Origin of the sequence: Lysobacter sp. GCM10012299 (assembly GCF_042649405.1) — a bacterium.
Classification (GTDB): Bacteria; Pseudomonadota; Gammaproteobacteria; order Xanthomonadales; family Xanthomonadaceae; genus Lysobacter_J.
Genome location: NZ_JBHRZC010000008.1, coordinates 24763 through 48856, shown reverse-complemented (window position 1 = coordinate 48856; position 24094 = coordinate 24763). Strand labels below are relative to the sequence as shown.

The following is a 24094-nucleotide window of genomic DNA, read 5'->3' as shown; positions in this document are numbered from 1 at the left end:
GGGATCCATGTTGCTGTTGCGTCAAAAGCGAAATGGGTCCCGGCTTTCGCCGGGACGACGGGGAACTTACTCCACCACCACCGGGATCTTGCCGATCTTCGCCTGCCATTCGCGCGGGCCGGTCTTGTGCACTGACTCGCCGGTGGAATCGACCGCGACCGTCACCGGCATGTCCTGCACTTCGAACTCGTAGATCGCTTCCATGCCCAGGTCGGCGAAGCCGACCACGCGTGCGGCCTTGATCGCCTTCGACACCAGGTAGGCGGCGCCGCCGACCGCCATCAGGTAGGCCGAGCCGTGCTTGCGGATCGCCTCGATCGCGGCCGGGCCGCGCTCGGCCTTGCCGACCATGCCGAGCAGGCCGGTCTGGCTGAGCACCTGCTCGGTGAACTTGTCCATGCGCGTGGCCGTGGTCGGGCCGGCCGGGCCGACGACTTCGTCGCGAACCGGGTCGACCGGGCCGACGTAGTAGATGAAGCGGCCCTTGAGGTCGACCGGCAGCGGCTCGCCCTTGTTGAGCATGTCCACCATGCGCTTGTGCGCGGCGTCGCGACCGGTCAGCAGCTTGCCGTTGAGCAGCAGCACCTCGCCCGGCTTCCAGCTGGCGACGTCCTCGCGGGTGAGCGTGTCGAGATTGACGCGGCGACCCTTCGACGAGTCGTAGGTCAGCTGCGGCCAGTCGGCCAGCGACGGCGGATCGAGCATCACCGGGCCGCTGCCATCGAGGGTGAAATGGGCGTGGCGCGTGGCCGCGCAGTTGGGGATCAGCGCCACCGGCAGGTTGGCGGCGTGGGTCGGGTAATCCTTGACCTTGATGTCGAGCACCGTGGTCAGGCCACCCAGGCCCTGCGCGCCGATGCCGAGCGCGTTGACCTTTTCGAACAACTCCAGGCGCAGCTCCTCGGCGCGATTGGACGCACCGCGCTGCTGCAGCTCGGTGATGTCAATCGGCTCCATCAGTGCTTCCTTGGCCAGCAGCATCGCCTTCTCGGCGGTGCCGCCGATGCCGATGCCGAGCATGCCCGGCGGGCACCAGCCGGCGCCCATCGTCGGCACCGTCTTGAGCACCCAGTCGACGATCGAGTCGGACGGGTTGAGCATCGCGAACTTCGACTTGGCTTCCGAACCGCCGCCCTTGGCGGCAACGATCACGTCGACCGTATTGCCCGGCACGACCTTGACGTTGACCACGCCCGGCGTGTTGTCCTTCGTGTTGGTGCGCTTGCCCGCCGGGTCGGCGAGCACCGAGGCACGCAGCTTGTTGTCCGGGTGGTTGTAGGCGCGGCGCACGCCCTCGTGGACCATGTCCTCCACGCCCATGGTGGCGTCGTCCCAGCGCACGTTCATGCCGATCTCGAGGAACACGGTGACGATGCCGGTGTCCTGACAGATCGGACGGTGGCCCTCGGCGCACATGCGCGAGTTGATCAGGATCTGGGCGATGGCATCACGCGCGGCCGGCGACTGCTCGCGCTCGTAGGCGGCGGCGAGGTTCTTGATGTAGTCGACCGGGTGGTAGTAGCTGATGTACTGCAGGGCATCGGCAACCGACTGGATCAGGTCTTCCTGGCGAATGGCTGCGGGCGTGGTCGAGCTGGACTTCGGGCTTGCGGCGTTGCTCACGGCGGGCTTCGAGGCTGGCGATGGGGCCGATATTTTAGCCCTTAACTGACTGCGGGTCCGGTGCCGTTGGGGTGGATCCCAAGCCAATCCGGGGGCAATCGCGGCCTTCACATTTCACGCACAGCCCACATGGAACGTTACAGAAACTGAACATCTACGCGGCCGGCCCCCGCCTGCCGCCAGCCTGAGGGGGTTCCCATGTCGTCTTCGCAACGCCGTAGCGGGGCTGTCGGCCGCCTGCTGATGCCCGCCGTCCTCCTTTCGGCCGCTTCGTTCCCCGCCGCGGCCATCGAGCCCCTGGACACTTTCAACGTCCGCATCGCCGGCTACATCAGCAAGTTCGACACCGAGCTGCGCGCCGACGGCGAGACCCTGCGCGGCACCAACGTGGACCTCAAGCGCGACCTCGGCCTCGATGGCGACAGCACGATCGGCCTGATCTCCGCCTCGTGGCGGCCACTGGAGAACCACGAGTTCGGCATCGCCTACTACCAGGACAGCTTCAACTCCTCGCGCACCCTCAACCGCGACATCACCTTTGACGGCGCGGTGTACCCGGCCAGCGCCACGGTGCGCAGCGAGTACAACCTCGATGCCTACGAGCTCAACTACAACTGGTGGGTCGCCAACAACGAGACCTGGGCGCTGGGCCCGCGCCTGGGACTGGTCTGGTACAAGGTCGAGCTCGACCTTGGCCTGGAGCTGGATGCGAATGGCAACCAGGGCGGCGCAGAATTTGATCGCCAGGTTTCCGCCGACGTTCCTGCCCCATCGATCGGCGCGAGCTGGCGCTGGGTCCCGGCCGACGACTGGCGCATCTATGCCGAAGCCGGCTACTTCACCGCGAAGATCAACGACATCGATGCCGACGTCACCTTCGCGCGCGGCGGCGTCGAGTGGTTCCCGTGGGAGAGCTTCGGCTTCATGCTCGACTACACCTTCAACAACATCGACGCCGACGCCGAAGCCAGCCGCTTCGACGGCCGGCTCGAGTTCCAGGACAGCGGCATCCGACTGGGCGGCGTGTATCGCTTCTGAGCGTGAAGATCGCCACGTTCAACGTCAACGGCATCAACACACGCCTTGAATCGTTGCTGGCCTGGTTGCGCAAGGAAGCGCCCGACGTGGCCTGCCTGCAGGAACTCAAGGCCGCGCACGAGCAGTTCCCGCGCAAGGCCCTCGCCGACGCCGGTTACGGCGCGATCTGGCATGGCCAGAAGGCGTGGAACGGGGTCGCCATCCTCGCCCGCGGCAGCGACCCGGTCGAGGTCCGGCGCGGTTTGCCCGGCGACCCGGACGACAGCCAGAGCCGCTACATCGAAGCCGCGGTTCAAGGCATCGTGGTCGCTTGCCTGTACCTGCCCAACGGCAACCCGCAGCCGGGGCCGAAGTTCGACTACAAGCTGGCGTGGTTCGACCGCCTGATCAAACGCGCGAAGCAACTGTATGCAAGCGGGCAACCGGTCGTGCTCGCCGGCGACTACAACGTCGTGCCGACCGACGAGGACATCTACGACCCCAAGTCGTGGCGCAAGGACGCGCTGCTGCAGCCGCAATCGCGCGAGCGATACCAGAAACTGCTCGCGCAGGGCTGGACCGACTCGCTGCGCGAGCTGTTCGGCGAGGAGCGCGTGTACACGTTCTGGGACTACTTCCGCCAGCATTGGCAGCGTGATGCCGGCCTGCGCATCGACCACCTGCTGCTCAATGCCGAGCTGGCGCCGCGGTTGAGCGAAGCCGGCGTCGATCGCTGGGTGCGCGACCTGGAGCGGGCCAGCGACCATGCGCCGACATGGATCGTGCTCGATCCGGATTGATGGCACGCAGGCATTGACGTCGGTCGCCGCCCAAGTGCCCTATCCTGCGACTCCATGCCAGCCACTTCGACCGCACCCGCCAAGCCGAGCCTGCGCGAACGATTCGACGCGCTGCGCAACCTGCCGCCGTTCCTGCGCCAGATCTGGGCGACCAGCCCCGGGCTGACGCTGACCACGCTCGGCCTGCGCGTGGTGCGCGCGTTCCTGCCCATTGCCACGCTCTACGTCGGCAAGCTGATCATCGACGAGGCCGTGCGGCTGGTGGCGGCCGGCAGTGGCTTCGACTCGATCGGCGATGCCTGGCGCAGCGGCCAGCTCGACACACTGTCGTCGCTGCTCCTGCTCGAGTTCGCCCTGGCGATCGGTTCGGACCTGCTAGGCCGGTTGATCAGCTACGGCGATTCGCTGCTGTCGGAGCTGTTCACCAACGTCACCAGCGTGCGGCTGATGGAGCATGCCGCCACGCTCGACCTGGAGGACTTCGAAGATCCCGACCTGCAGGACAAGCTCGATCGCGCGCGCCGCCAGACGATGGGACGGATGAACCTGATGAGCCAGCTGTTCGGCCAGGTGCAGGATGCGATCACGGTGGTCAGCTTCGCTGCCGGGCTGCTGGTCTACGCGCCCTGGCTGATCGTGCTGCTGGCGGTGGCACTGGTGCCTTCGTTCGTCGGCGAGGCGCACTTCAACGCGCTGGGCTATTCGCTCAACTTCGCCTGGACGCCCGAACGCCGCCAGCTCGAGTACGTGCGGCAGATGGGTGCCAGTGTGGAAACGGCGAAAGAGGTGAAGATCTTCAACCTCCACCGTTACCTGATCGCCAAGTACCGCGAACTGGCCGACGGATTCTTCCGCGCCAACCGTGCGCTCGCCCGCCGCCGCGCCGCCTGGGGCGCGCTGCTGGCAGCACTGGGCACGATGGGCTACTACGTCGCCTACGCCTACATCGCCTGGCGCACCGTGCGCGGCGATTTCAGCATCGGCGACCTCACCTTCCTCGCCGGCAGCTTCCGCCGCCTGCGTCAGTTGCTGGAGGGTTTGCTGATCGGCTTCTCGCAGGTGGCCGGACAGGCGCTGTACCTGGACGACCTGTTCTCGTTCTTCGAGATCAAGCCCGAGATCGTTTCGCCCGCGAACGCCTTGCCGGTGCCGCGCCCGATCACGCGCGGCTTCGTCTTCGAGAACGTCGGCTTCCGCTATCCCGATGCGGACAAATGGGCGCTGCGCGGGCTCGACTTCGAACTGCGTGCCGGCGAAGTGCTGGCACTGGTCGGCGAGAACGGGGCCGGCAAGACCACGCTGGTCAAGCTACTGGCACGACTGTATGACCCGGACGAGGGGCGCATCACGCTCGATGGCCGCGACCTGCGCGACTACGACCTGGACGACCTGCGTGGCAACGTCGGCGTGATCTTCCAGGACTTCGTGCGCTACCACCTCACCGCCGGCGAGAATATCGGTGTCGGCCAGATCGACGCGATGGCCGACGGTGCGCGCATTCGCGAGGCCGCGCGTCGTGCGGCGGCTGATGAGGTGATCGAGAGCCTGCCCAATGGCTACGACCAGCTGATCGGGCGGCGCTTCAAGACCGGCGTCGACCTGTCCGGCGGGCAGTGGCAGAAGATCGCGATCGCCCGTGCCTACATGCGCGATGCGCAGGTGATGATCCTCGACGAACCGACCGCAGCGCTGGATGCGCGCAGCGAGTTCGAAGTGTTCAAGCGCTTCAAGGAACTCTCGCACGGCAAGACCGCGGTGCTGATTTCGCACCGCTTCAGCAGCGTGCGCATGGCCGACCGCATCCTGGTGCTGGCGCAGGGCCGGCTCGAGGCCAGCGGCACCCACCAGGAGCTGCTGGAGCAGGGCGGCCGCTACGCCGAACTTTTTGAATTGCAGGCCGCCGGGTATCGTTGACGGCCCTGCCTCACCCTCTTCACCCTGAATCCTCCGCACCGGGAGTCTGTCCATGCGCCACCACCTGCACTGCACTGCCCTCGCCTTCGCGTTGTCGCTTTCGCTTGCCGCTTGCCAGGCCCAACAGGGCGCAGATCAAGGCACGGGCAAGGGCGCCGCCGACGCAGCCGCCAGCGCCAAGCCGGCGCCGAAGTCGATGCCGACGCAGACCGTCGCCAGCGCGAACGGGCCGGTGCAGGTGACCGAGATCGCGTCCGGCCTGTCGCACCCGTGGAGCGTGGCGCTGCTGCCCGATGGCAGCTTCCTGGTGACCGAGCGTCCCGGCCGGATGCGCCGCGTGTCCGCCGACGGTGCCGTGTCCGCGCCGCTGGGCGGCGTGCCGGAGGTCTGGGCGCAGGGCCAGGGCGGCCTGCTCGACGTGGCGCTGGCGCCGGATTTCGCCAGCAGCAAGCGCATCTACTTCAGCTATGCCGAGCCGGGCGAGAACGGCACCGCCGGCACCGCCGCGGCCATGGCCACGCTGGGCGATGCCGCGATCACCGACGTGCGCCGCATCTATCAGCAGCAGCCCAAGCTCGAAGGCCCGAACCACTTCGGTTCGCGCATCGCCTTCGACGGCAAGGGCCATGTGTTCATCACCCAGGGCGAACGCAACGATCGCCCGACCGCGCAGAAGCTGGACATGCTGCAGGGCAAGGTGGTGCGACTGAACCTCGACGGCAGCGTGCCCAGCGACAATCCCTTCGTCGGTCGGAAGGATGCGCGCCCGGAAATCTGGAGCTATGGCCATCGCAACATGCAGTCGCTGGCCACCGATCCACGCACCGGCAAGGTGTGGGAAGCCGAGCACGGCCCGCGCGGCGGCGACGAGATCAACATCCCCGAGCCGGGCAAGAACTACGGCTGGCCGATCATCACCCACGGCATCAACTACTCGGGTCTGAAGATCCCCGAAGCCGTCGGCACTTCGGCGCCGGGCATGGAGCAGCCGTACCACGTGTGGGAGAAGTCGCCGGGCCTGTCGGGCATGGCCTTCTACACCGGCCATGCCGGATCGAAGTGGGACAACAGCCTGTTCCTTGGCGCGCTGGCCGACAGCAGCCTGATCCGCCTGAGCCTCGACGGCGACAAGATCACCGGCGAAGAGCGCCTGCTGAAGGAACTGACCTCGCGCATCCGCGACGTGCGCGTCGGCAGCGATGGCAAGGTCTACGTGCTCACCGACGAGGACAACGGCAAGCTGCTGCGGCTGGATCCGCCGGCGGGCTGAGAGGCCGCGCGACGGAGCAGGCGCCCGCGAGCGCCTGCTCCGATCGCCAGATGAGAATCAGTCTCAGCTTGGGCTGATCGGCTACAATGCCCGCCGGTCACCCTCCCCCCAAGCACCGGCATGTCTTCCGCATTTGGCACCGAAACGGTGCTGGATGTCCGTCACTGGACGGACGACTACTTCAGCTTCACCACCACCCGCGACGACGGTTTCCGCTTCGAGAACGGCCAGTTCGTGATGATCGGACTGGAAGTGCCGCAGGCGGACGGCTCGACGCGGCCGCTGCTGCGCGCTTACTCGATCGCCAGCGCGAACTGGGAAGAGCAGCTGGAGTTCTTCAGCATCAAGGTGCCCAACGGGCCGCTGACCTCGCGCCTGAAATCGATCCAGCCCGGCGACCAGGTCCTGATCGGCCGCAAGCCGACCGGCACCCTGCTGATCCACGACCTGCACCCCGGCCGCAATCTCTACCTGCTGGGCACCGGCACCGGCCTGGCGCCGTGGCTGGCGGTGATCAAGGACCCGGAAACCTACGAGCGCTTCGACCGGGTGATCCTGACCCACGGCGTGCGCAGCGCCAGCGACCTCGCCTACCGCGACTACTTCGTCAACGAGCTGCCGCGACATGAATTCCTCGGCGAGCAGATTGCCGCCAAGCTCAAGTACTACCCGGCGGTCACGCGCGAGGAATTCGCGTTCGCGGGCAACGATCACCGCGGTCGCCTGACCGATCTGTTCGACAGCGGGCGGATGATGGATCAGCTGGGCCTGGAAGCGCTGGATCCCGAACTCGATCGCGCGATGATCTGCGGCAGCCCGCAGATGCTGGCCGATTTCCGCGGCATCCTCGACGGACGCGGGTTCGCCGCGGCACCGCGCATCGGCGTGCCGGGGCAGTACGTGTTCGAGCGCGCCTTCGTCGAGAAGTAAGCGCCCCTGCCCTCAGGCAGGCACGCTCACCGGACGGCGCAGCCAGCGCTCGGCCTCGAGCTCGCTGGTGAACACCGCGGCGTCGACGCCGGCATCGCGTGCATACAGCGCGCAGTACTCCACGTCCTGCACGCCGCGCGGCTTGACGTGGGCGATGCGGTAGCGCCACAGCCGGGCATATTCCATGGCGAGCACCAGCTCCAGCCATTCGTGTTCCTGCATCGCTTCGCCGGTCAGCTCGTCGACGAGCAGCACGCCGTTGCCCTGCGCCACTTCCAGGCGCGGCATGATTTCGCGCCAGTAGGCCAGCGTGTTGTCGAGATTCTCTTCGCCGCTCACATGCACGCGCAGGCCGAAATCGTGATCTTCGATGTCGACCTGCAGCTGGGCCTGCATGACCTGTCTAAGCATGGCATCACCCCAATGCGGCTTCGATGTCCTTCGCAATCGACTCGGGTTTGTCGGTCGGCGCGTAGCGCTTGATGACCCGACCGTCCCGCCCCACGAGGAACTTGGTGAAGTTCCACTTGATCCCGTCCAGCCCGAGGATGCCACCCTTTTCGTCCTTGAGCCACTTCCATAAGGGGTGGGCGCCGGCGCCGTTGACCTCGATCTTGGCGAACATCGGGAAGGTCACGTCGTAGTTGAGCGAGCAGAAGTTGCGGATCTCGGCCTCGTCCCCGGGTTCCTGGTGGCCGAACTGGTCGCAGGGGAAGCCGAGCACGGCCAGGCCCCTGGGGCCGAAGTCCCGGGAAAGCTTCTCCAGGCCGGTGTATTGCGGGGTGAAGCCGCACTGGGAGGCGACGTTGACGATCAGCAGGACCTTGCCACGGAACTCGTCCAGCGCGCGCGGCTGGCCATCGATGTCGGTGGCACTGAAGTCGTAGGCGGTAGTCATGGGGGGAGACTCCGGGGCAGTAGTGGCGAGCATAGCGCCGGGCCTGGGGGTGCGGCGGCTGAAAACGTTGGCATTCGGGGGAGTACGGGGGACTGCGGCGGGATCCCGGGTGCGCTGCGCTTACCCGGGCCACGGACGAGACCTTCGAAAACGACAACGCCGGGGCTGGCCCGGCGTTGTCGGTGTCACGCGCTTGCAGCAGCCGTCAGAAGCCGGCCTTGAACTCCACGCCCACCGTGCGCGGCTCGTTGATGAAGCCGGTCAGGTTGTTGAAGTCGATGCCGCCGACGACCTGCACTTCGTCGGTGATGTTGCGGCCGAACACGGCGAGGTCGTACTTGCCGTAGTCCCAGGTGTAGCCCAGGCGCAGACCGCCCTCGACCAGCGACTTGCCGGTGAACTCGACCGAGTCGTACAGGAAGAAGTTCACTTCGCTGCGGTAGACCCAGTCGGTGTAGGCGTAGAACTCGCCGCCGTTGTCCATCGGGATGCCCCAACGCAGGGTCAGGTTGTGGTTCCACTTGGGCGCCTGCGGCAGGACGTTGCCATCGATCAGGGCCTTGCCGTTGGCATCGAGCGGGTCGGTCACGGTGCAGGCCGCGCACGGCGAGACGGCCAGGTCCGGATCCTTGATCTCGGTGTCGTTGTAGCTGCTGCCCAGGGTCATCAGCAGGTTGTCGGTCAGGTACGCCTGGAAGTCCATCTCGAAGCCCTGGCCGGTCGACTTGTCGGCGTTGAGCAGGATGTTGGCGTTACCGGTCTCGCCGCCGACGGCGGTGAGCTGCTGGTCCTTGACCTCGTAGTAGAAGACGCCGGCGTTGATGCGCGCGCGCTTGTCCCACAGGTCGGCCTTGATGCCCGCTTCGATCGAGGTCGAGGTTTCCGGACCGGCGATCGACATGCCGTTGAACGCGCCCGCGGCCTGGATGCTGCTGCCGCGGTAGCCAGTGGCGGCGCGGCCGTACAGGTTCACGTCGTCATTGATTTCGTAGGTGGCCGACAGGTCCCAGTTGAACTTCTTGTCCTGCGTCGACTCCAGCAGGTTGCCGTCGGGCTCCATCGCCGCCAGCTGTGCGATGTTGCACTTGCCGCCGAGCACGCACGGGGCGAAACCGGTCTGCCAGTATTCCTTGACGGCCAGGTCCTTGTCGTCCCAGGTGTAGCGCACGCCGGCACGCAGCTGGAAGGCGTCGTTGACGTCCCAGGTCGTCGCGGCGAACACCGCCCACGAATCGTTGGTCTGGTTGACGCGCTCGTAGCCGTCCTGGATGCCGCCTGCCAGCGAGTCGTAGCTGAAGCTTTCGACGTCGTAGTCTTCGTTGAAGTAGAACAGGCCGGCCTGCCAGTTCCACGCGGTGTCGAAGTTCGACTCGATGCGGAACTCCTGCGTCCACTGCGAGTGGTCGGGGATGCCGTCAGCCGTTTCCGACGCGAACGGAATCACGCCGGGGCCGGACACCGGCAGGAACACCGCGCCGAAACCGCCGTCGATGTCGCCGCGGCTATAGGTCTCGACCGACTCGTAGCCGGTGATCGAGTACAGGTTGTAGTCGCCGACCTTCCAGGTCAGGCGCGCGCTGGCGCCCTGGCTGTCGAGCTCGGAGTGGTTCAGGCCATCCACCGACACCTTGTCTTCATCGAAGCCGTCGACCAGGTCGTTGGTGCCCGGCTTGATGATGTTGGCGCGGAACAGGCGCGCGGTGCCGTTGAGGTGGCGCGCGTGTGCGTTGAGCAGCGCCTCGAACGACTCGCCTTCGTACAGGAACTGCACGCGGCCGGCCGACTCGTCATAGCCTTCGAAGCCGTCGTTCGGGCCCGGGTAGGTGTTGGTGACCCAGTCGTCGCGACGCTGGAACAGCGCCGAGGCACGGGCCGACCAGTTCTCGGTCAGGCCGCCGCCGACGGCGCCCTCGAAGTTGAACATGTTGTCGCTGCCGACGCCGACCTTGCCGTAGCCGCCGAAGTCCTGCGACGGGCGCACCGACTCGAACTTGACCACGCCGGCCGGGGTGTTGCGACCGAACAGCGAGCCCTGCGGGCCGCGCAGCACTTCGACGCGATCCAGGTCGAACACCGGGAAGCCCTTGAGGATCGGGTTTTCCTGGACGACTTCGTCATAGACCAGCGACACCGGCTGCGACGCGTTGAGGCGGAAGTCGGTGTTGCCGTAGCCGCGGATGTAGAAGCGCGGGAAGGCACGACCGAACGAGGATTCGATGTTGAGGCTGGGCACGCGACCGGACAGGAAGCGCACGTCGTTGCCGCCCGAACCGAGCACGTCGAGCTGCTCGGCGTTGAGCGTGGTCACGGAGACCGGCACGTCCTGGAGGTTTTCGACCTTGCGCTGCGCGGTGACCTCGATGGTCTCCAGCGTGGTGGACTTGCCGTTGGTGGCCTGGGCAGTCTCGACCGGGGTCTGCGCATCCTGCGCGAAAGCGACCTGGACCGGCAGCATCAGGGCGATGGCAACGGTCAGGGCGTGACGGGGAAGCTTGCGTGCAAGCGGCATGGAAGGCATGGAGCGGTCTCGATGGGTGGTGTCAAGGATGGGACACCAAGGATTCGAAGGCCGACGCACCGACATGCCACTCTCCGACATGCAAATGCGGCGATACGTGACTTCAGGCCGTCCCCTGACGACCTCGACGCGGACCCGTCCCGCGCCATGGCAGCTGACATGACGGGCGGAATGTTACCAGACTGTTAAAGGGCCGTACTTGTGCGTACGCCCCTACCCCTCTCCCTGGCCGCATTCGCGGCCTGTCCCTCTCCCACAAGGGGAGAGGGGGAAACAGGGAGAGGTTCTGGGGTCCGCGTTGCCCTCTCCCCTTGTGGGAGAGGGATGGCGCCGAATGGCGCCGGGGAGAGGGGGGCTCAGCGCGCAGCGCTGACCTTCACCGCCGGCACGAACGGCTTGATCCCAAGCGCCTCGTGGATCTCGGCCGGGTAATACGCCGTGCCGGCCTTGATCACCAGCGCCACATTGCGGATATCGGCGATGTTCGCCGTCGGATCGCCGTCGATCAGCACGATATCCGACCGCTTGCCCGGCGCCACCGAGCCGCGCTCGGCCAGCGTTCGGGTGTACTTGGCGCCGTTCCAGGTGGCCACCTGCAAGGCCTGGGACGGGGTCAGCCCGGCCTGGACGTACAGCTCCAGCTCGCGCTGCAGGGTGAAGCCGACCATCTCGTCGGTGCCGGCCACCATCGGCACGCCGGCCTTGTAGGCGCGGCCGACGAACTCGATCATCTTGGCGTAGGAGCGGTTGTAGCGCTGCGCGGTGGCATCGTCCGGGATGTTCATCTCGGCGACGCGGCGGCCGCGCTGGATGTCCGGCGGCAGGTGGTCGGCGACCTCGGCCACGATCGGCGACATCTCGCCCTCACGCTGATGCAGGAACTCGAACGTGGCCAGGGTCGGGTCGATCACCACCTTCTTCGACGCCAGCGTGTGGATGAAGTCCTGCACCGGCTTGCTGTCCAGGTCCAGGCCGTCGGTCTTGTCGGCCACCAGGTAGAACCGCGCCAGCGTGCGCGTGTCGGTCTTTTCGTCGACGAAGAAGTTCAGCATCAGCTGGTTGATGTGCTGGATCTCGTCGAAGCCGTCGTCTACCACGTCCTGCGCGCGCAGGAACGCCGGCACGTGGCCACTCACCCGCATGCCCTTGGAATGGGCATAGGCCACCGTGTCCTTGAGCACGTCCTTCGGGAACGAATTGTAGATCTTGATCTGCGGATAGCCGTGCTCGGCATACCAGTCGACCGCCTTCTTCGCGCCGGCCAGATCCTTGATGACGAAGCCGTTGCGCGCGGAGAAGTTGCTCTCGCCTTCGATGAAACCGGCCGGGACGACGTCGGGCGACATCAGCGTGCCGTCCTTGATCTCCACCAGCATCTGCTGCAGCGTGGCGTTGTCGTTGCCCATGTCGCGCACGGTGGTCACGCCGGTGGCGAGGTTGAGTCCGCCGTCCCAGCGGCCGACGTGGCCGTGCATGTCGAACAGGCCGGGCAGCAGCACCTTGCCGCCGGCGTCGATGAGGTTGTCGGCATTGGCCTTGCCCTTGCCGGCCGGCGTGATCGAGACCACGCGACCGTCCTGGATCAGCACGTCGCTGGAGGGTCCCAGCTTGGCGTTCTCGCTGTCGAAGACGCGCGCGTTAGTGATCAGCGTGGTGCCGGCGAGCGGGTGGCCCAGGCGCTTGGCAAGATCGACGAGGACCTGGCTTTCGGCCTGCTTCTGGCGCGCTTCCAGGGCATTGGCGTCGGCCTGGCAACCGTCCTCGATCAGCTGCAGGTAGCCGGGATAGATGTAGGCGAACAGGCGCGGATTGGCGCCGGTGGTGGCCCAGGCAAACGTCGGCGTGAGGCCGACGCCGGTGACCGCATGCAGCTCGACGTCGCGCGGCGACTTGCCGCACTCCACCTTCGCCGTCGCGACCGTGCGCGAGGTCAGCGTGCCGTTGGGGATCAGCGGCAGCTTGCCGTCGCTGCGCTTGGACAAGGCATTCATCGCCACCGAGAAGCTTTCCGGCGTTCCGCCCAGCGCCGAGTACAGGGCCGTGCCTGACACCGTCTGGTGACCGTCGTCGGAGGTCGTCTTCCACTGCACCTCGTGGCCCTTGCGGCTGAAGGTTTCATCGACCTTGGCGCCGAAGGTCGTGGTGCCCTGCGAGCGGTAGGTCAGGTAGGTGCCGTCCGCGGCCAGGGTGAACTCTTCCTTCAGCTCGGGACCGCGGCCGTTGTCCTTGAAGATGAAGTCGACCTTGGTCTTGCCGTCGGCGCCGCGGGTGACCACCTGCTGGCCCGCCTGCTTGCCGCCGTCGACGAGGGCGACGTAGCGGACGGTCTCGGCGGCGAGGGCCGTGGCGCTGACCCCGATCAGACCAAGGCCAAGGACAAGGGTTCGGGTCAGGTTCATGCGGTTTCCCCAGGACGGACAGGTCGTAGCCCGGGTAAGCGCAGCGCACCCGGGAGCCGGTACGGAGTGTAGCCAGCCTTTGCCAGTCCGGGCCGTTGTCCGGCCCATGCCTTTCGTCAGGGGTCCCGAAGCCCCCCATCAGGTAGGCTGCGGGCTCCCTTTGACGAGGTTTCAGTCCAATGAAGCACCCTCTCGCGCTGGCCCTGGCCGTGGCATTGAGCGCAACCGCCCCCACCTATGCCAAGACCCCCAAGGCAGATACGTCCGTGAGCGCGCAAGCCCCGACGCCCAACAGCGTGAACCCGTTCTTCAGCGACAGCCCGCTGCCGCTGCACTACCCGCAGTTCGACAAGATCAAGGACGCCGACTTCGCGCCCGCCTTCGACGCCGGCATGGCCGAGCAGTTGAAGGAGATCGACGCGATCGCCAACAACACCGCCAAGCCGACCTTCGACAACACCATCATCGCGATGGAGAAGTCGGGCCGCACGCTGACCCGCGCCACCACGGTGTTCTTCAACCTCGTCGGCACCGACACCAATCCGACCCGCGAGAAGCTGCAGGCGACCTACGCGCCGAAGTTCTCCGCGCACCGTGACGCGATCAACCTCAACGCCAAGCTCTTCGCCCGCGTGAAGGCGCTGTACGAGACCCGCGACAGCCTCGGCCTGGACGCCCAGGGCGTGCGCCTGGTCGAGCGTTACTACACCGACTTCGTCCGCTCCGGCGCCAACCTGTCGGAAGCCGACAAGACCCGCACCAAGGCGATCAACGCCGAGCTGGCGGCGCTGGGCACCAAGTTCAGCCAGAACGTGCTGGCCGAGGTGAACGATTCGGCGATCGTCGTCGACACCAAGGAAGAGCTCGATGGCCTGACCGACGAGCAGATCGCCTCTGCCGCCGAGGCAGCCAAGGCACGCAAGCTCGACGGCAAGTACGTCATCGCGCTGCTCAACACCACCGGCCAGCCGCCGGAAGCTTCGCTGACCAACCGCGCGCTGCGCGAGCGCCTGCACAAGGCCTCGATCGCACGCGGCAGCCGTGGCAACGCCTACGACAACACCGCCATCGTCTCGCAGGTGACCAAGCTGCGCGCCGAACGCGCCAAGATCATGGGCTACCCGAACTACGCGGCGTACGTCCTTGACGACGAGACCGCGAAGTCGCCCGAAGCCGTCAACAAGATGCTCGGCCAGCTCGCTCCGGCTGCCGTCGCCAACGCCGAGCGCGAAGGCGCCGACCTGCAGGCGATGATCGACAAGGAACAGAAGGCCAAGGGCCAGCCGACCTTCAAGCTCGAGCCGTGGGACTGGTCCTTCTACACCGAGAAGGTCCGCCAGGAGAAGTACGCGTTCGACGAGTCGCAGCTCAAGCCGTACTTCGAAATGAAGAACGTGCTCGAGAACGGCGTGTTCTACGCCGCCGGCCAGCTCTACGGCCTGAAGTTCAAGCAGCGCACCGACCTGCCCAAGTACCACGCCGACACCTGGGTGTACGACGTGTTCAACGAGGACGGTTCGCAGCTGGCGATCTTCATCTTCGATCCGTACGCGCGCGACTCCAAGCGTGGCGGTGCGTGGATGAACTCGTACGTCGACCAGTCGGGCCTGACCGGTTTCAAGCCGGTGGTGGCCAACCACCTCAACATCCCCAAGCCGTCGGAAGGCAAGCCGACGCTGATGACCTGGGACGAGGTGACCACGGCGTTCCACGAGTTCGGCCATGCGCTGCACGGCATGTTCTCGAACGTCGAGTACCCCTACTTCTCGGGCACGAGCGTGCCGCGCGACTTCGTCGAGTATCCGTCGCAGGTCAACGAGATGTGGGCTGACTGGCCGTCGATCCTGGCCAACTACGCCAAGCACTACCAGACCGGCGCGGCGATGCCGAAGGAACTGCTCGACAAGGTGCTGGCCAGCTCGAAGTTCAACCAGGGCTTCGCGACGACCGAGTACCTGGGTTCGGCGATGCTCGACCAGAACTGGCACCAGGCGACGGCGTCGCAGCTGCCGGCGGCCAACGGCGTGATGGGCTTCGAAGCCACCGCGCTGAAGAAGGACGGTGTCAATTTCTACGCGGTGCCGCCGCGTTACCGGACGCCGTACTTCAGCCACATCATGGGTGGCTATGCGGCCGGCTACTACGCTTACATCTGGTCGGAAGTGCTGGATGCGAACTCGGTGGAGTGGTTCAAGGAGAACGGTGGCCTGACGCGCAAGAACGGCGACCATTTCCGCCAGTCGCTGTTGTCGCAGGGCGGCAGCGTCGATGCGCTGCAGCTGTTCCGCAACTTCGCCGGCCACGATCCGAAGATCGAGCCGCTGCTGGAGAAGCGTGGCCTGACCGCGACCTCGGGTTCCGAGGCAACGGGCAAGGCTGCCAAGAAGTAAGTCGCTCCATGCGATGGCGTTGACGAAACCGCCCGGGGAGACCCGGGCGGTTTTTTATTGCCGTCATCCCGGCGAACGCCGGGATCCATCTTGCCGCTGCCTTCGCTTCGTGTCGGCGTCGTCCGAAATCCGTCATTCCCGCGAAGGCGGGAACCCATCGACGTTGCTTCGGCCCTACGGCTCCAAGCGGCTAAGCTTGAGGAACATCTCCCGCGCCAGCACGCCCTGGTCGGGCTGGTCGATGAAGAAGCCCTGTGCGCCGAGCCCATACAGCTGCATCGCTTCGGCTACCACAGACTGCGTGACGCCACCTGGCGTTTGCGCAAGAAAGGTTTCCTCGGCGCGCAGCGTGTACGGATGGACCTGCAGTCCTGCCTTCAATGCCCAGGCCAGCATCGGGTGCACCAGGGCGGTGCCCTGCCCCGCCAGCTCGGCTTTGCCGTCGCCGTTGGCATCGACCGGCGGTGCGAGTGGCTGGCGCGGCAGCAGGTTGCCTTTCCAGGGGCCGACACCGCTGGCGTAGTTCGCCGTCATCCACTGCAGGACCGGCTCGGTGGCCAAGGCTCCGTAGCGCGTCGACGCAGTCAGGCCGCCTTCGACCTGCCCGGCCAGCCCGCCGTAAAGGGCGTTCATGTCACTGCCGTGGCTCGCGTTGTAGACCACGTCGTAGGGGCGCGCTTCGTTGAAATCGTCGTACAGCTGCACCAAAGGCAGGTCGATGCCGGCCGCCGGCATCAGCTGCCTTTTCAGTTCGATCAGGTTCGCGAATTCGAAGCTCTGCACGTAGATGCGCTTCGGGTCGGTGAAGCCTTCCGCTACCAGCGTCTCCACCAGCTTGGCACCCAGCGAGATGGCGATGGGCCGGCCGTCGATTCGCCTGCCTTCGCGGGCGAAATACGTCGGGTGCTTGGTCTCGGGGTAGATGCCGACCTTGCGGCCGTGGCGGCTCTCTCGCTTCACCAGCGCGATCACTTCGGCCAGCGTCGGAATCGTGTACATGCCGTCGAAGCGCGTGTTGGCAGGGCGGATCGCCGGGATGCGCTCCTTCGCCCGCAGCGTCTTCAGTTCGGCGAGGGTGAAGTCCTCGGTGAACCAGCCCGTCATCGAAACGCCATCGATGACCTTGGTGGTGCGACGGCTGGCGAACTCCGGGTGTGCGGCAACGTCGGTGGTGCCGGAGATCTCGTTCTCGTGTCGCACGACCAGCACGCCGTCGCGGGTGGCGACCAGGTCCGGTTCGATGAAGTCGGCGCCCTGTCGAATCGCCAGTCGGTAGGACTCCAGCGTGTGTTCCGGGCGGTAGCCGCTGGCGCCGCGATGGCCAATGACGATCAGGCCCTGATGCTGCGGTCGATCGTTCTGGTCGATGGTGCTCACCTGTGTGCAGGAACGTCCGGCACGGGCGCGAACGTCGAGTCCGGCTCGCGCAGCAATGCCTTGCGCACCGTGCGGGCATCATCCGGGTCGAGTTCCACCAGCATCTCGACCTCACCCGACACCAGCGTTGCCACGGCGATGCCGTCGCGGAAGGCGATGCGCGAACCGGCCAGGCGCGGCACCTTGTTGCCGGTGAGCACGGTGCCGAGCAGGTTCAGCGGATCGACCGCCGACACGCAGACCAGGGCACCATCGTGCGGTCGCTGGCGCACCTGGCGCATCAGCCCTATCGCCTCGGGCAGCGCGAACTGCTCGCCGGACAGGCCGGCGATGAAGCGTCCACCACGGATCTCGCCGCGCGCCTCCAGCCGGTGGTAGACACGCACCAGCTCGCGCCACGGAGGCAGCCAGGATGCCTCGCGTTCGAGCATGCGCCAGCACACCACGCCGTGGCGTCGCAGCAATACGCGGGCGATGTGCTCCACATCCTCAGGATCGCGCTTGTCGCTGCCTGGCGGCCGCCGGATCAATGCCCAGCGGCCTGCGTCCTCGATGCCGAACAGCGCCGCGCGGCGGCGACGTCCGTTCTGCGCACCGGGCCGCTTCGACGCCGGCACCAGCAGCGCGCGCAGGCCGGCATAGCTGTCGCAGTGCACGCGCCCGCGCGCGACGAGTTCCGCCAGTGCGTCCTCCAGTTCGGTGCGCAGCAGGTGCGCGCCGGTAACAAGTTCGTCGAAGAACGAGGCTCCGTGTCCGACCAGGTGGTCGAGCACGCGCTGGGCGCGCGTCGACAGGTCCTCGTCGGCCGTTGTCGCCGGCGCCAGCCGCGTCCAGGTCGCCGCGTCGCGTCGCGGCAGCAGGACGACGGGCGTGCTGCGCACCGGCGTACTGCCGCGGGCGGCATTGGCCTCGCTGCTGCCGGGACGCAGCCGCGTCCACAGTGTCCGTCCCGACGTGCACAGGTCGTCGAGCCAGGAAATCGAATAGTCGCTGACGCGCGCCGGAAGCAGTTCCGATTCCCACGCCGACGCGGGCGCCTCGTAGCCCTCCAGCTGCGACAGCACGCCGACCAGCGCTTCGGGGCCCTGCACCCGCGTCGAAGGACTGACGCGCTGCCAGTCGAAGGCGAAGCGCATGAAGTCGCGCGGCGACAGCGGTTCGATCTCGCGCCGCAGGCGACGCAAGGTGTAGCGATGGATACGCGCCAGCAGGTGACGCTCGCACCATTCGTCCACGTCAATGCCGGGCGTGAAGCGCCCTTGCATCACGTAGCCTTCGCCCTGCAGGCGCAGAAGGGTCTGCTCGACATCGCCGCGCGGCAGCGAGAGTTCGTCGGCGAGCACCTGCGCGGGCGTCGGGCCGAGCCCGGTCAGGCGCGAGCGCAGCAGTTCGACCAGGGCGTCGTCGCGTGACCAGACCTGTTGCGCGAACTCGGCCGGGGCCTCGATGGCGGGTTTGAGCTGTGCTTGCGGATGGATCGTGAGCAGCTGCGGCAGTCGTTCGGCGGCGCACCACAGGTCGTTGCCGTCGCCGCTGAGTACGGCGACACCTGCGCTCAGGGCGATCCCACCACCGCCGGCCGGGTCCCGCAGCGAGGTGGCGCGATGGTCCTTCGCCAGGCGCGCGAGCCAGTCGGCCCAGCCGTTCTCGCGAACTTCGCGCACGGTGACCGCGCCAAGGCCCATCAGCGCTTCGTGCATCTCGTCGACGCTGCGAACCTGTGGCCAGGCTTCCTCGCGCACGGCTTCAATAGCGGTTGCATCGAGGCGGCCGAGGTCGTCGGCGCTCTGCGCATCGGCATAGCGGCGGGTCTGCACGGCCTGGGTGCGACGCTCCTCCAGCGGGGCATCGTCCAGGAACGAATACGGACGCGCGTTGAGCACCTCGGCCGCGAACGGCGACGGCGCACTCAGGTCGCGGGCGACGATCCTGACTTCGCCCGCCTCCATCGCCCGCAGCAGGCGCAGCCAGCCTTCGATGTCCATCGCCTCGTGCAGGCAGTCGTGCAGGGTCTGCGCGACCAGCGGGTGGTCGGGCACCTCGCGCTCGCCGACGAGGTTCTCGGCGCAGGCGACCTGGTCGGGGAACACGGTCGCCAGCAGGTCCTCGGACTTCATCCGCTGCAATTGCGGCGGGACCTTCTTGCCTCCGACGAAACGCGGCAAGGCCAGGGCGGTGGTCGCCGCCCAGCGCCAGCGCACGCCGAACATCGGCGCATCGAGCAGGGCCTGGACCAGCACATGCTCGGCCGAGGACGAATGCAGGTAGCGCGAGACCTCTTCCAGCGGGAAGCTGTGGCTGGTGGACAGCGACAGCACGATCGCGTCCTCGGTCGCGGCCGCCTGCAGCTCGAAGTTGAACTGCCGGCAGAAGCGCTTGCGCAGGGCCAGGCCCCAGGCACGGTTGATGCGGCTGCCGTAGGGAGTGTGGATGACGAGCTGGGTGCCGCCGCTTTCGTCGAAGAAGCGCTCCAGCACCAGCGTGTGCTGGCTCGGCATCGCGCCCAGCGCGGCATGGGTGCTGGCGAGGTACTCGCTGACCTGCTGCGCGGCGGCGGCCGGCAGGTTGAGGTCGTCGCGAAGCCATGCTTCGCTGGCCGCCTGCGCCACCGGCGTTGCATCCGCATCCAGCCGCGAAGCCACTTCCTCGCGCAGTCGCGACACCGCGAACGACAACTCGTCGCTGCGGCCGGGCGCTTCGCCCAGCCAGAACGGAATGCTCGGCGGCACGCCCTGTGCATCCTCGACGCGAACCTTGCCCGGCTCCACGCGCAGGATGCGATAACTGGCGTTGCCCAGCTGGAAGATGTCGCCGGCCATGCTCTCGATGGCGAAATCTTCGTTGACGCTGCCGATGAACAACGACTCCGGTTCCACCACCACGGCATAGTCGGCGGTGTCGGGAATGGTGCCGCCGGACATCAGCGCGGTCATGCGCCCGCCCTTGCGGCCACGCAGCTTGCGGTTCACTGCGTCGCGATGCAGGTAGCCGGCACGGATGCCGCGGCGGGTGGTGAAACCCTCGGCGAGCATGCGCACCACGGCATCGAAGTCCTCGCGCTTGAGCTGCGAGTACGGCCAGGCACGACGCGCCCAGTCGTACAGCGCGTCCTCGTCCCACTCGCGGCAGGACACCTCGGCGACGATCTGCTGGGCGAGCACGTCAAGCGGCGCATCGGGCATGACCAGCGCGTCGAGTTCGCCGCGACGCACCGAATCCAGCAACGCCGCGCATTCGACCAGTTCGTCGCGCGTCTGCGGGAACAGCCGACCCTTGGGAACGCCGCCGACGTGGTGTCCGGAGCGGCCGACGCGCTGCAGGAAGGCCGCGATCGATCGCGGCGAACCGAGCTGGCACACCAGGTCGACGTCGCCGATGTCGATGCCCAGCTCCAGCGAAGCGGTCGCCACCAGCACGCGCAATTCGCCGCGCTTGAGCTTCTGCTCGGCATCCAGGCGCAGCTCCTTGGCCAGGCTGCCGTGGTGCGCGGCGACCGCATCCTTGCCCAGGCGTTCGCCGAGGTGGCGCGCCGCACGTTCGGCCATGCGCCGCGTGTTGACGAACACCAGCGTGGTGCGGTGCTGCTCGACCAGGTCGGCCAGGCGCACGTACACCTGGTCCCACTGGTCGTTGGACATGACGGCGCTGAGCGGTGTCGGCGGAAGCTCGAGGGCGAGGTCGCGTTCGCGGGTGTAGCCGATGTCGACGATGGTGCAGTCGACATCCTGTTGGATCGGGGCGTCCAACCCATCCCCTCCCAACCCTCCCCTTGAAGGGGAGGGCTCACCCACGAGGAATCGCGCCACCGTCTCGATCGGCTTCTGCGTTGCCGACAGGCCGATGCGGGTGATGTTGCGACCGGCCAGTGCTTCCAGTCGCTCCAGCGACAGCGCCAGGTGGCTGCCGCGCTTGCTGGCGGCGACGGCGTGGATTTCATCGACGATCACGCTGCGCACCGTCGACAGCATCGCCCGCCCGGACTCGGAGCCCAGCAGCACGTACAGCGATTCGGGCGTGGTGACCAGGATGTGCGGCGGCTTGCGCCGCGTCAGTGCGCGCTCGGCCTGCGGGGTGTCACCGGTGCGCACCGCGGTGCGGATTTCGACATCGGGCAGGCCCATGGCCTGCAGTTCGGCGCGAATGCCGGCGAGCGGCGCCTCCAGGTTGATGCGGATGTCGTTCGACAGCGCCTTCAGCGGCGAGATGTAGACGACCACGGTTTCGTCCGGCGGTGCTGCGCTCGGCTCGTCGCCGAACAGCCCGGTGTCGCCAGCATTGGCCAGCCCCTGCCGGATCAGGCCGTCGATCGCGGTCATGAATGCGGTCAGGGTCTTGCCTGAACCGGTCGGCGCGGCGACCAGCGTGTTGCGGCCGCTGCGGATCGCCGGCCACGCCTGCACCTGCGCCGGGGTCGGCGCAGGAAATGCCTTGGCGAACCAGGCGGCAACGGCGGGATGGAAGGCATCCAGGGGCATGGGGAGATCCTGTCGCAGGGCCGTCTCAGTCCGTGAGACGACATTCAGGTTGCGGGCCGGAAAACCCGGTGAATGAGAAGATGGGGGCATGTCCGTGGCTCCCAACAACCTGCCCCCTGCCCCGCTTCAGGAAGCTGATCTCCTGCGCGAGTGGCTGCGCCCCCACCGGCGCCTGTTCGTACTCACCGGCGCCGGCTGCAGCACCGGTTCGGGCATTCCCGACTATCGCGACGGCGATGGCCAATGGAAGCGCACCCCGCCGGTGACCTACCAGGCATTCACGACCGATCCGCAGGTCAACGCCCGCTACTGGGCCCGAAGCTTCATCGGCTGGCCACGCATCGCCCACGCCAGGCCCAATGACGCGCATCGCGCGCTTGCAGGTTGGGAGCAGCAAGGACGCCTCGCGACCCTGCTTACCCAGAACGTCGATGGCCTGCACCAGCGCGCAGGCAGTCGCGAAGTGATCGACCTGCATGGACGGCTCGACGACGTGGTCTGCCTGGCCTGTGGCGATCGCCAGCCGCGCGCGGCGATGCAGGAGCGGCTGGCAGATTTGAATCCGGCCTGGCTCGACCTCGATGCCGCCATCGCGCCCGATGGCGACGCCGACCTCGACGGCCATGACTTCAGTACGTTCGAGGTGCCCGCGTGCGCGCGCTGCGCCGGGATGCTCAAACCGGACGTGGTGTTCTTCGGTGAGAACGTGCCGCGTCCGCGTTACCTGCAGGCACAGGAAGCGCTGCAGGCATCGGACGCGATGCTGGTGGCGGGTTCGTCGCTGATGGTCTATTCGGGCTTCCGCTTCGTGCGCAGCGCGCACGAGGCCGGCATGCCGATCGCCATCGTCAACCGCGGTCGCACGCGTGCCGACGATCTGGCGGGATTGAAACTGCAGGCCGACGTCGGCGCGGTGCTGACAGCGGCCATGGCCTGACCGGCAGGAGCCAGCATGCTGGCTCCTGCGCGGGCGGCCGTGCTTACGCTTCCTTGCCGACGGCCAGCAGGCTGCTCTTGCGACCGTAGGCCAGGTAAGCGACCACGCCGATCACGTTCCACACCAGGAACCACAACTGCGTGCGGTGCGGCAGGCTCCAGAACAGGTACAGGCAGCCGAAGATCGCGATCGGTCCGACCGCCCACGCCAACGGCGTGCGGAACAGGCGCTTGCGCTCCGGGTCGCGCTTGCGCAGCACCAGCAGGCACACCGCCACCGCGATGAAGGCCGCCAGTGTGCCGGCATTGGCCAGCGCGGCGATTTCGTCCAGGCGTGCCACGCCCGCGAGCGCCGCGACCAGGGTTGCGGTGAACAGCGTGGTGGCGATCGGCGTGCCGGTGCGCGCATTGACCTTCGACAGGCCGCGCGGCAGCAGGCCGTCGCGCGACATCACGAAGAAGATGCGGCTCTGGCCGTACAGGAACGCCAGCAGCACCGTCGGCAACGCGATCACGGCTGCCGCTGCAATCACGGTGGCCGCCTTGCCCTGGCCGAGCTCGCGCAGGATCAATGCCAGCGGCTCGGGGCTGTTGCCGAACACCGTGTAGCTCAGCGCGCCGACCGCGGCCAGCGCCACGACCATGTAGATCAGCGTGCAGCCGATCATCGAACCGACGATGCCGATCGACAGGTCACGGCCGGGGTTCTTGGTTTCCTCGGCCGCCGTGGAGATCGCATCGAATCCGTAGAAGGCGAAGAAGATGATCGCCGCCGCGGCCATCACGCCGCGCTCCACGCCATCGGCACCCATCGACTTGGCGAAGCCATAGGGCATGAAGGGCTGGGTATTGGCGGCATCGAAATGCGGCAAGGCAATCGCGACGAAGATGCCCAGGGCGATGATCTTGAGCACCACCAGCACGGCGTTGAGCGTGGCGCTCTCGCGCGTGCCCGCCATCAGCAGGCCGGCCACGACGAAGACGATGCCCACCGCAGGCAGGTTGACCAGGCCGCCCGCGTGCGGACCGGCCGTCAGCCACAACGGCAGGTCCACCCCGAGCCCCTTGAGGAAGCCGACGGCGTAGCCGGACCAGCCGACCGCCACGGTGCTGACCACCAGCGAGTACTCCAGGATCAGGCTCCAGCCGACCACCCAGGCGATCGCCTCGCCCAGCACGATGTAGCTGTAGGTATAGGCGCTGCCGGCGGCCGGCATCATCGTCGCCATTTCGGCGTAGGCCAGCGCGGCGCAGGCGCAGACGATGCCTGCCACGAGGAACGACAGCAGCACCGCGGGCCCGGCGAGATTGGCGCCGACGCCGATCAGGGTGTAGATGCCGGTGCCGACGATGGCGCCGATGCCCAGCGCGATCAGGTGCGGCCAGCCCAGGGTCGGCACCAGGCGGCGCCCTTCCTCGTGGACCGTGACCCGGTCGATGTCCTTGCGCCGGAACCAAGTCTGCATAGAACCCTCGTGTCGAGCTGGCGAAATGGACGCACATAGTGGGGCAAAGCCGTCGGCGATGCGATGTGCAGTGCAGCTTGC

The 24094-nt window shown here is 67.1% G+C and carries 14 protein-coding genes and 1 pseudogene; 7 read left to right on the top strand and 8 right to left on the bottom strand.

Annotation, left to right across the window (positions count from 1 at the left end):
• Positions 1-66: 66 nt before the first annotated feature.
• A complete protein-coding gene (locus tag ACFOPO_RS17115) occupies positions 67-1623 on the bottom strand; it encodes a fumarate hydratase (protein WP_386704807.1) in 1557 nt (518 codons plus the stop codon).
• A gap of 198 nt (positions 1624-1821) precedes the next feature.
• Between ACFOPO_RS17115 and ACFOPO_RS17110 the strand changes: the two genes are divergently transcribed.
• From ACFOPO_RS17110 to ACFOPO_RS17090, 5 genes and pseudogenes are all read left to right on the top strand, one after another.
• On the top strand, positions 1822-2661 hold the full coding sequence (locus ACFOPO_RS17110) for a hypothetical protein (RefSeq protein WP_386704806.1): 840 nt from the start codon (positions 1822-1824) through the stop codon (positions 2659-2661).
• Positions 2658-3422: pseudogene (xth, locus tag ACFOPO_RS17105) on the top strand (exodeoxyribonuclease III); the annotation flags it as partial. The gene ACFOPO_RS17110 and the pseudogene xth, both read left to right, overlap by 4 nt.
• Before the next feature lie 72 nt (positions 3423-3494).
• Positions 3495-5354: an ABC transporter ATP-binding protein gene (locus ACFOPO_RS17100; RefSeq protein WP_386704805.1), complete on the top strand. Its 1860-nt coding sequence runs from the start codon at positions 3495-3497 to the stop codon at positions 5352-5354.
• Between the two features lie 52 nt (positions 5355-5406).
• The gene (locus ACFOPO_RS17095) at positions 5407-6624 is read left to right on the top strand and encodes a PQQ-dependent sugar dehydrogenase (protein WP_386704803.1); all 1218 of its coding nucleotides are present in this window, start codon (positions 5407-5409) and stop codon (positions 6622-6624) included.
• A 120-nt stretch (positions 6625-6744) separates the two neighbouring features.
• Positions 6745-7554, top strand: a complete 810-nt coding sequence (locus ACFOPO_RS17090) for a ferredoxin--NADP reductase (RefSeq protein ID WP_386704801.1) — start codon at positions 6745-6747, stop codon at positions 7552-7554.
• Positions 7555-7566: 12 nt separating this feature from the next.
• On the opposite strand, the gene ACFOPO_RS17085 is transcribed toward ACFOPO_RS17090, so the two are convergent.
• The 4 genes from ACFOPO_RS17085 to ACFOPO_RS17070 form a co-directional block, all read right to left on the bottom strand.
• The gene (locus ACFOPO_RS17085) at positions 7567-7965 is read right to left on the bottom strand and encodes a hypothetical protein (RefSeq protein ID WP_386704799.1); all 399 of its coding nucleotides are present in this window, start codon (positions 7963-7965) and stop codon (positions 7567-7569) included.
• A 4-nt stretch (positions 7966-7969) separates the two neighbouring features.
• The gene (locus tag ACFOPO_RS17080) at positions 7970-8452 is read right to left on the bottom strand and encodes a glutathione peroxidase (RefSeq protein ID WP_386704797.1); all 483 of its coding nucleotides are present in this window, start codon (positions 8450-8452) and stop codon (positions 7970-7972) included.
• A gap of 205 nt (positions 8453-8657) precedes the next feature.
• Complete coding sequence (locus ACFOPO_RS17075) at positions 8658-10961, bottom strand: TonB-dependent receptor (RefSeq protein ID WP_386704886.1); 2304 nt, start codon at positions 10959-10961, stop codon at positions 8658-8660.
• Positions 10962-11326: 365 nt separating this feature from the next.
• Positions 11327-13369, bottom strand: coding sequence for an amidohydrolase family protein (locus ACFOPO_RS17070; RefSeq protein WP_386704795.1), 2043 nt, complete (start codon positions 13367-13369; stop codon positions 11327-11329).
• Between the two features lie 179 nt (positions 13370-13548).
• Here ACFOPO_RS17070 and ACFOPO_RS17065 point away from each other — a divergent pair, with 179 nt between their 5' ends.
• Positions 13549-15759 (top strand): M3 family metallopeptidase, encoded by a 2211-nt coding sequence (locus ACFOPO_RS17065; RefSeq protein WP_386704793.1) that lies wholly within the window; start codon positions 13549-13551, stop codon positions 15757-15759.
• Between the two features lie 174 nt (positions 15760-15933).
• Here the strand turns inward: ACFOPO_RS17065 and ACFOPO_RS17060 are convergent, their stop codons facing one another.
• Complete coding sequence (locus ACFOPO_RS17060) at positions 15934-17136, bottom strand: glycerophosphodiester phosphodiesterase family protein (RefSeq protein ID WP_386704791.1); 1203 nt, start codon at positions 17134-17136, stop codon at positions 15934-15936.
• Positions 17133-21611: a DEAD/DEAH box helicase gene (locus tag ACFOPO_RS17055; RefSeq protein ID WP_386704790.1), complete on the bottom strand. Its 4479-nt coding sequence runs from the start codon at positions 21609-21611 to the stop codon at positions 17133-17135. Before ACFOPO_RS17055 ends, ACFOPO_RS17060 begins: the two co-directional genes overlap by 4 nt.
• A gap of 88 nt (positions 21612-21699) precedes the next feature.
• Here ACFOPO_RS17055 and ACFOPO_RS17050 point away from each other — a divergent pair, with 88 nt between their 5' ends.
• A complete protein-coding gene (locus ACFOPO_RS17050; RefSeq protein ID WP_386704788.1) occupies positions 21700-22548 on the top strand; it encodes an NAD-dependent protein deacetylase in 849 nt (282 codons plus the stop codon).
• Positions 22549-22591: 43 nt separating this feature from the next.
• On the opposite strand, the gene ACFOPO_RS17045 is transcribed toward ACFOPO_RS17050, so the two are convergent.
• Positions 22592-24013 (bottom strand): amino acid permease, encoded by a 1422-nt coding sequence (locus tag ACFOPO_RS17045; protein WP_386704787.1) that lies wholly within the window; start codon positions 24011-24013, stop codon positions 22592-22594.
• Positions 24014-24094: the final 81 nt, after the last annotated feature.

Coding starts and splice junctions, on each gene's coding strand:
- ACFOPO_RS17070 (WP_386704795.1), bottom strand. CDS start 13,369: ATGAACCTGACCCGAACCCTTGTCCTTGGCCTTGGTCTGATCGGGGTC.
- ACFOPO_RS17080 (WP_386704797.1), bottom strand. CDS start 8,452: ATGACTACCGCCTACGACTTCAGTGCCACCGACATCGATGGCCAGCCG.
- ACFOPO_RS17085 (WP_386704799.1), bottom strand. CDS start 7,965: ATGCTTAGACAGGTCATGCAGGCCCAGCTGCAGGTCGACATCGAAGAT.
- ACFOPO_RS17095 (WP_386704803.1), top strand. CDS start 5,407: ATGCGCCACCACCTGCACTGCACTGCCCTCGCCTTCGCGTTGTCGCTT.
- ACFOPO_RS17045 (WP_386704787.1), bottom strand. CDS start 24,013: ATGCAGACTTGGTTCCGGCGCAAGGACATCGACCGGGTCACGGTCCAC.
- ACFOPO_RS17100 (WP_386704805.1), top strand. CDS start 3,495: ATGCCAGCCACTTCGACCGCACCCGCCAAGCCGAGCCTGCGCGAACGA.
- ACFOPO_RS17055 (WP_386704790.1), bottom strand. CDS start 21,611: ATGCCCCTGGATGCCTTCCATCCCGCCGTTGCCGCCTGGTTCGCCAAG.
- ACFOPO_RS17050 (WP_386704788.1), top strand. CDS start 21,700: ATGTCCGTGGCTCCCAACAACCTGCCCCCTGCCCCGCTTCAGGAAGCT.
- ACFOPO_RS17075 (WP_386704886.1), bottom strand. CDS start 10,961: ATGCCGCTTGCACGCAAGCTTCCCCGTCACGCCCTGACCGTTGCCATC.
- ACFOPO_RS17090 (WP_386704801.1), top strand. CDS start 6,745: ATGTCTTCCGCATTTGGCACCGAAACGGTGCTGGATGTCCGTCACTGG.
- ACFOPO_RS17110 (WP_386704806.1), top strand. CDS start 1,822: ATGTCGTCTTCGCAACGCCGTAGCGGGGCTGTCGGCCGCCTGCTGATG.
- ACFOPO_RS17065 (WP_386704793.1), top strand. CDS start 13,549: ATGAAGCACCCTCTCGCGCTGGCCCTGGCCGTGGCATTGAGCGCAACC.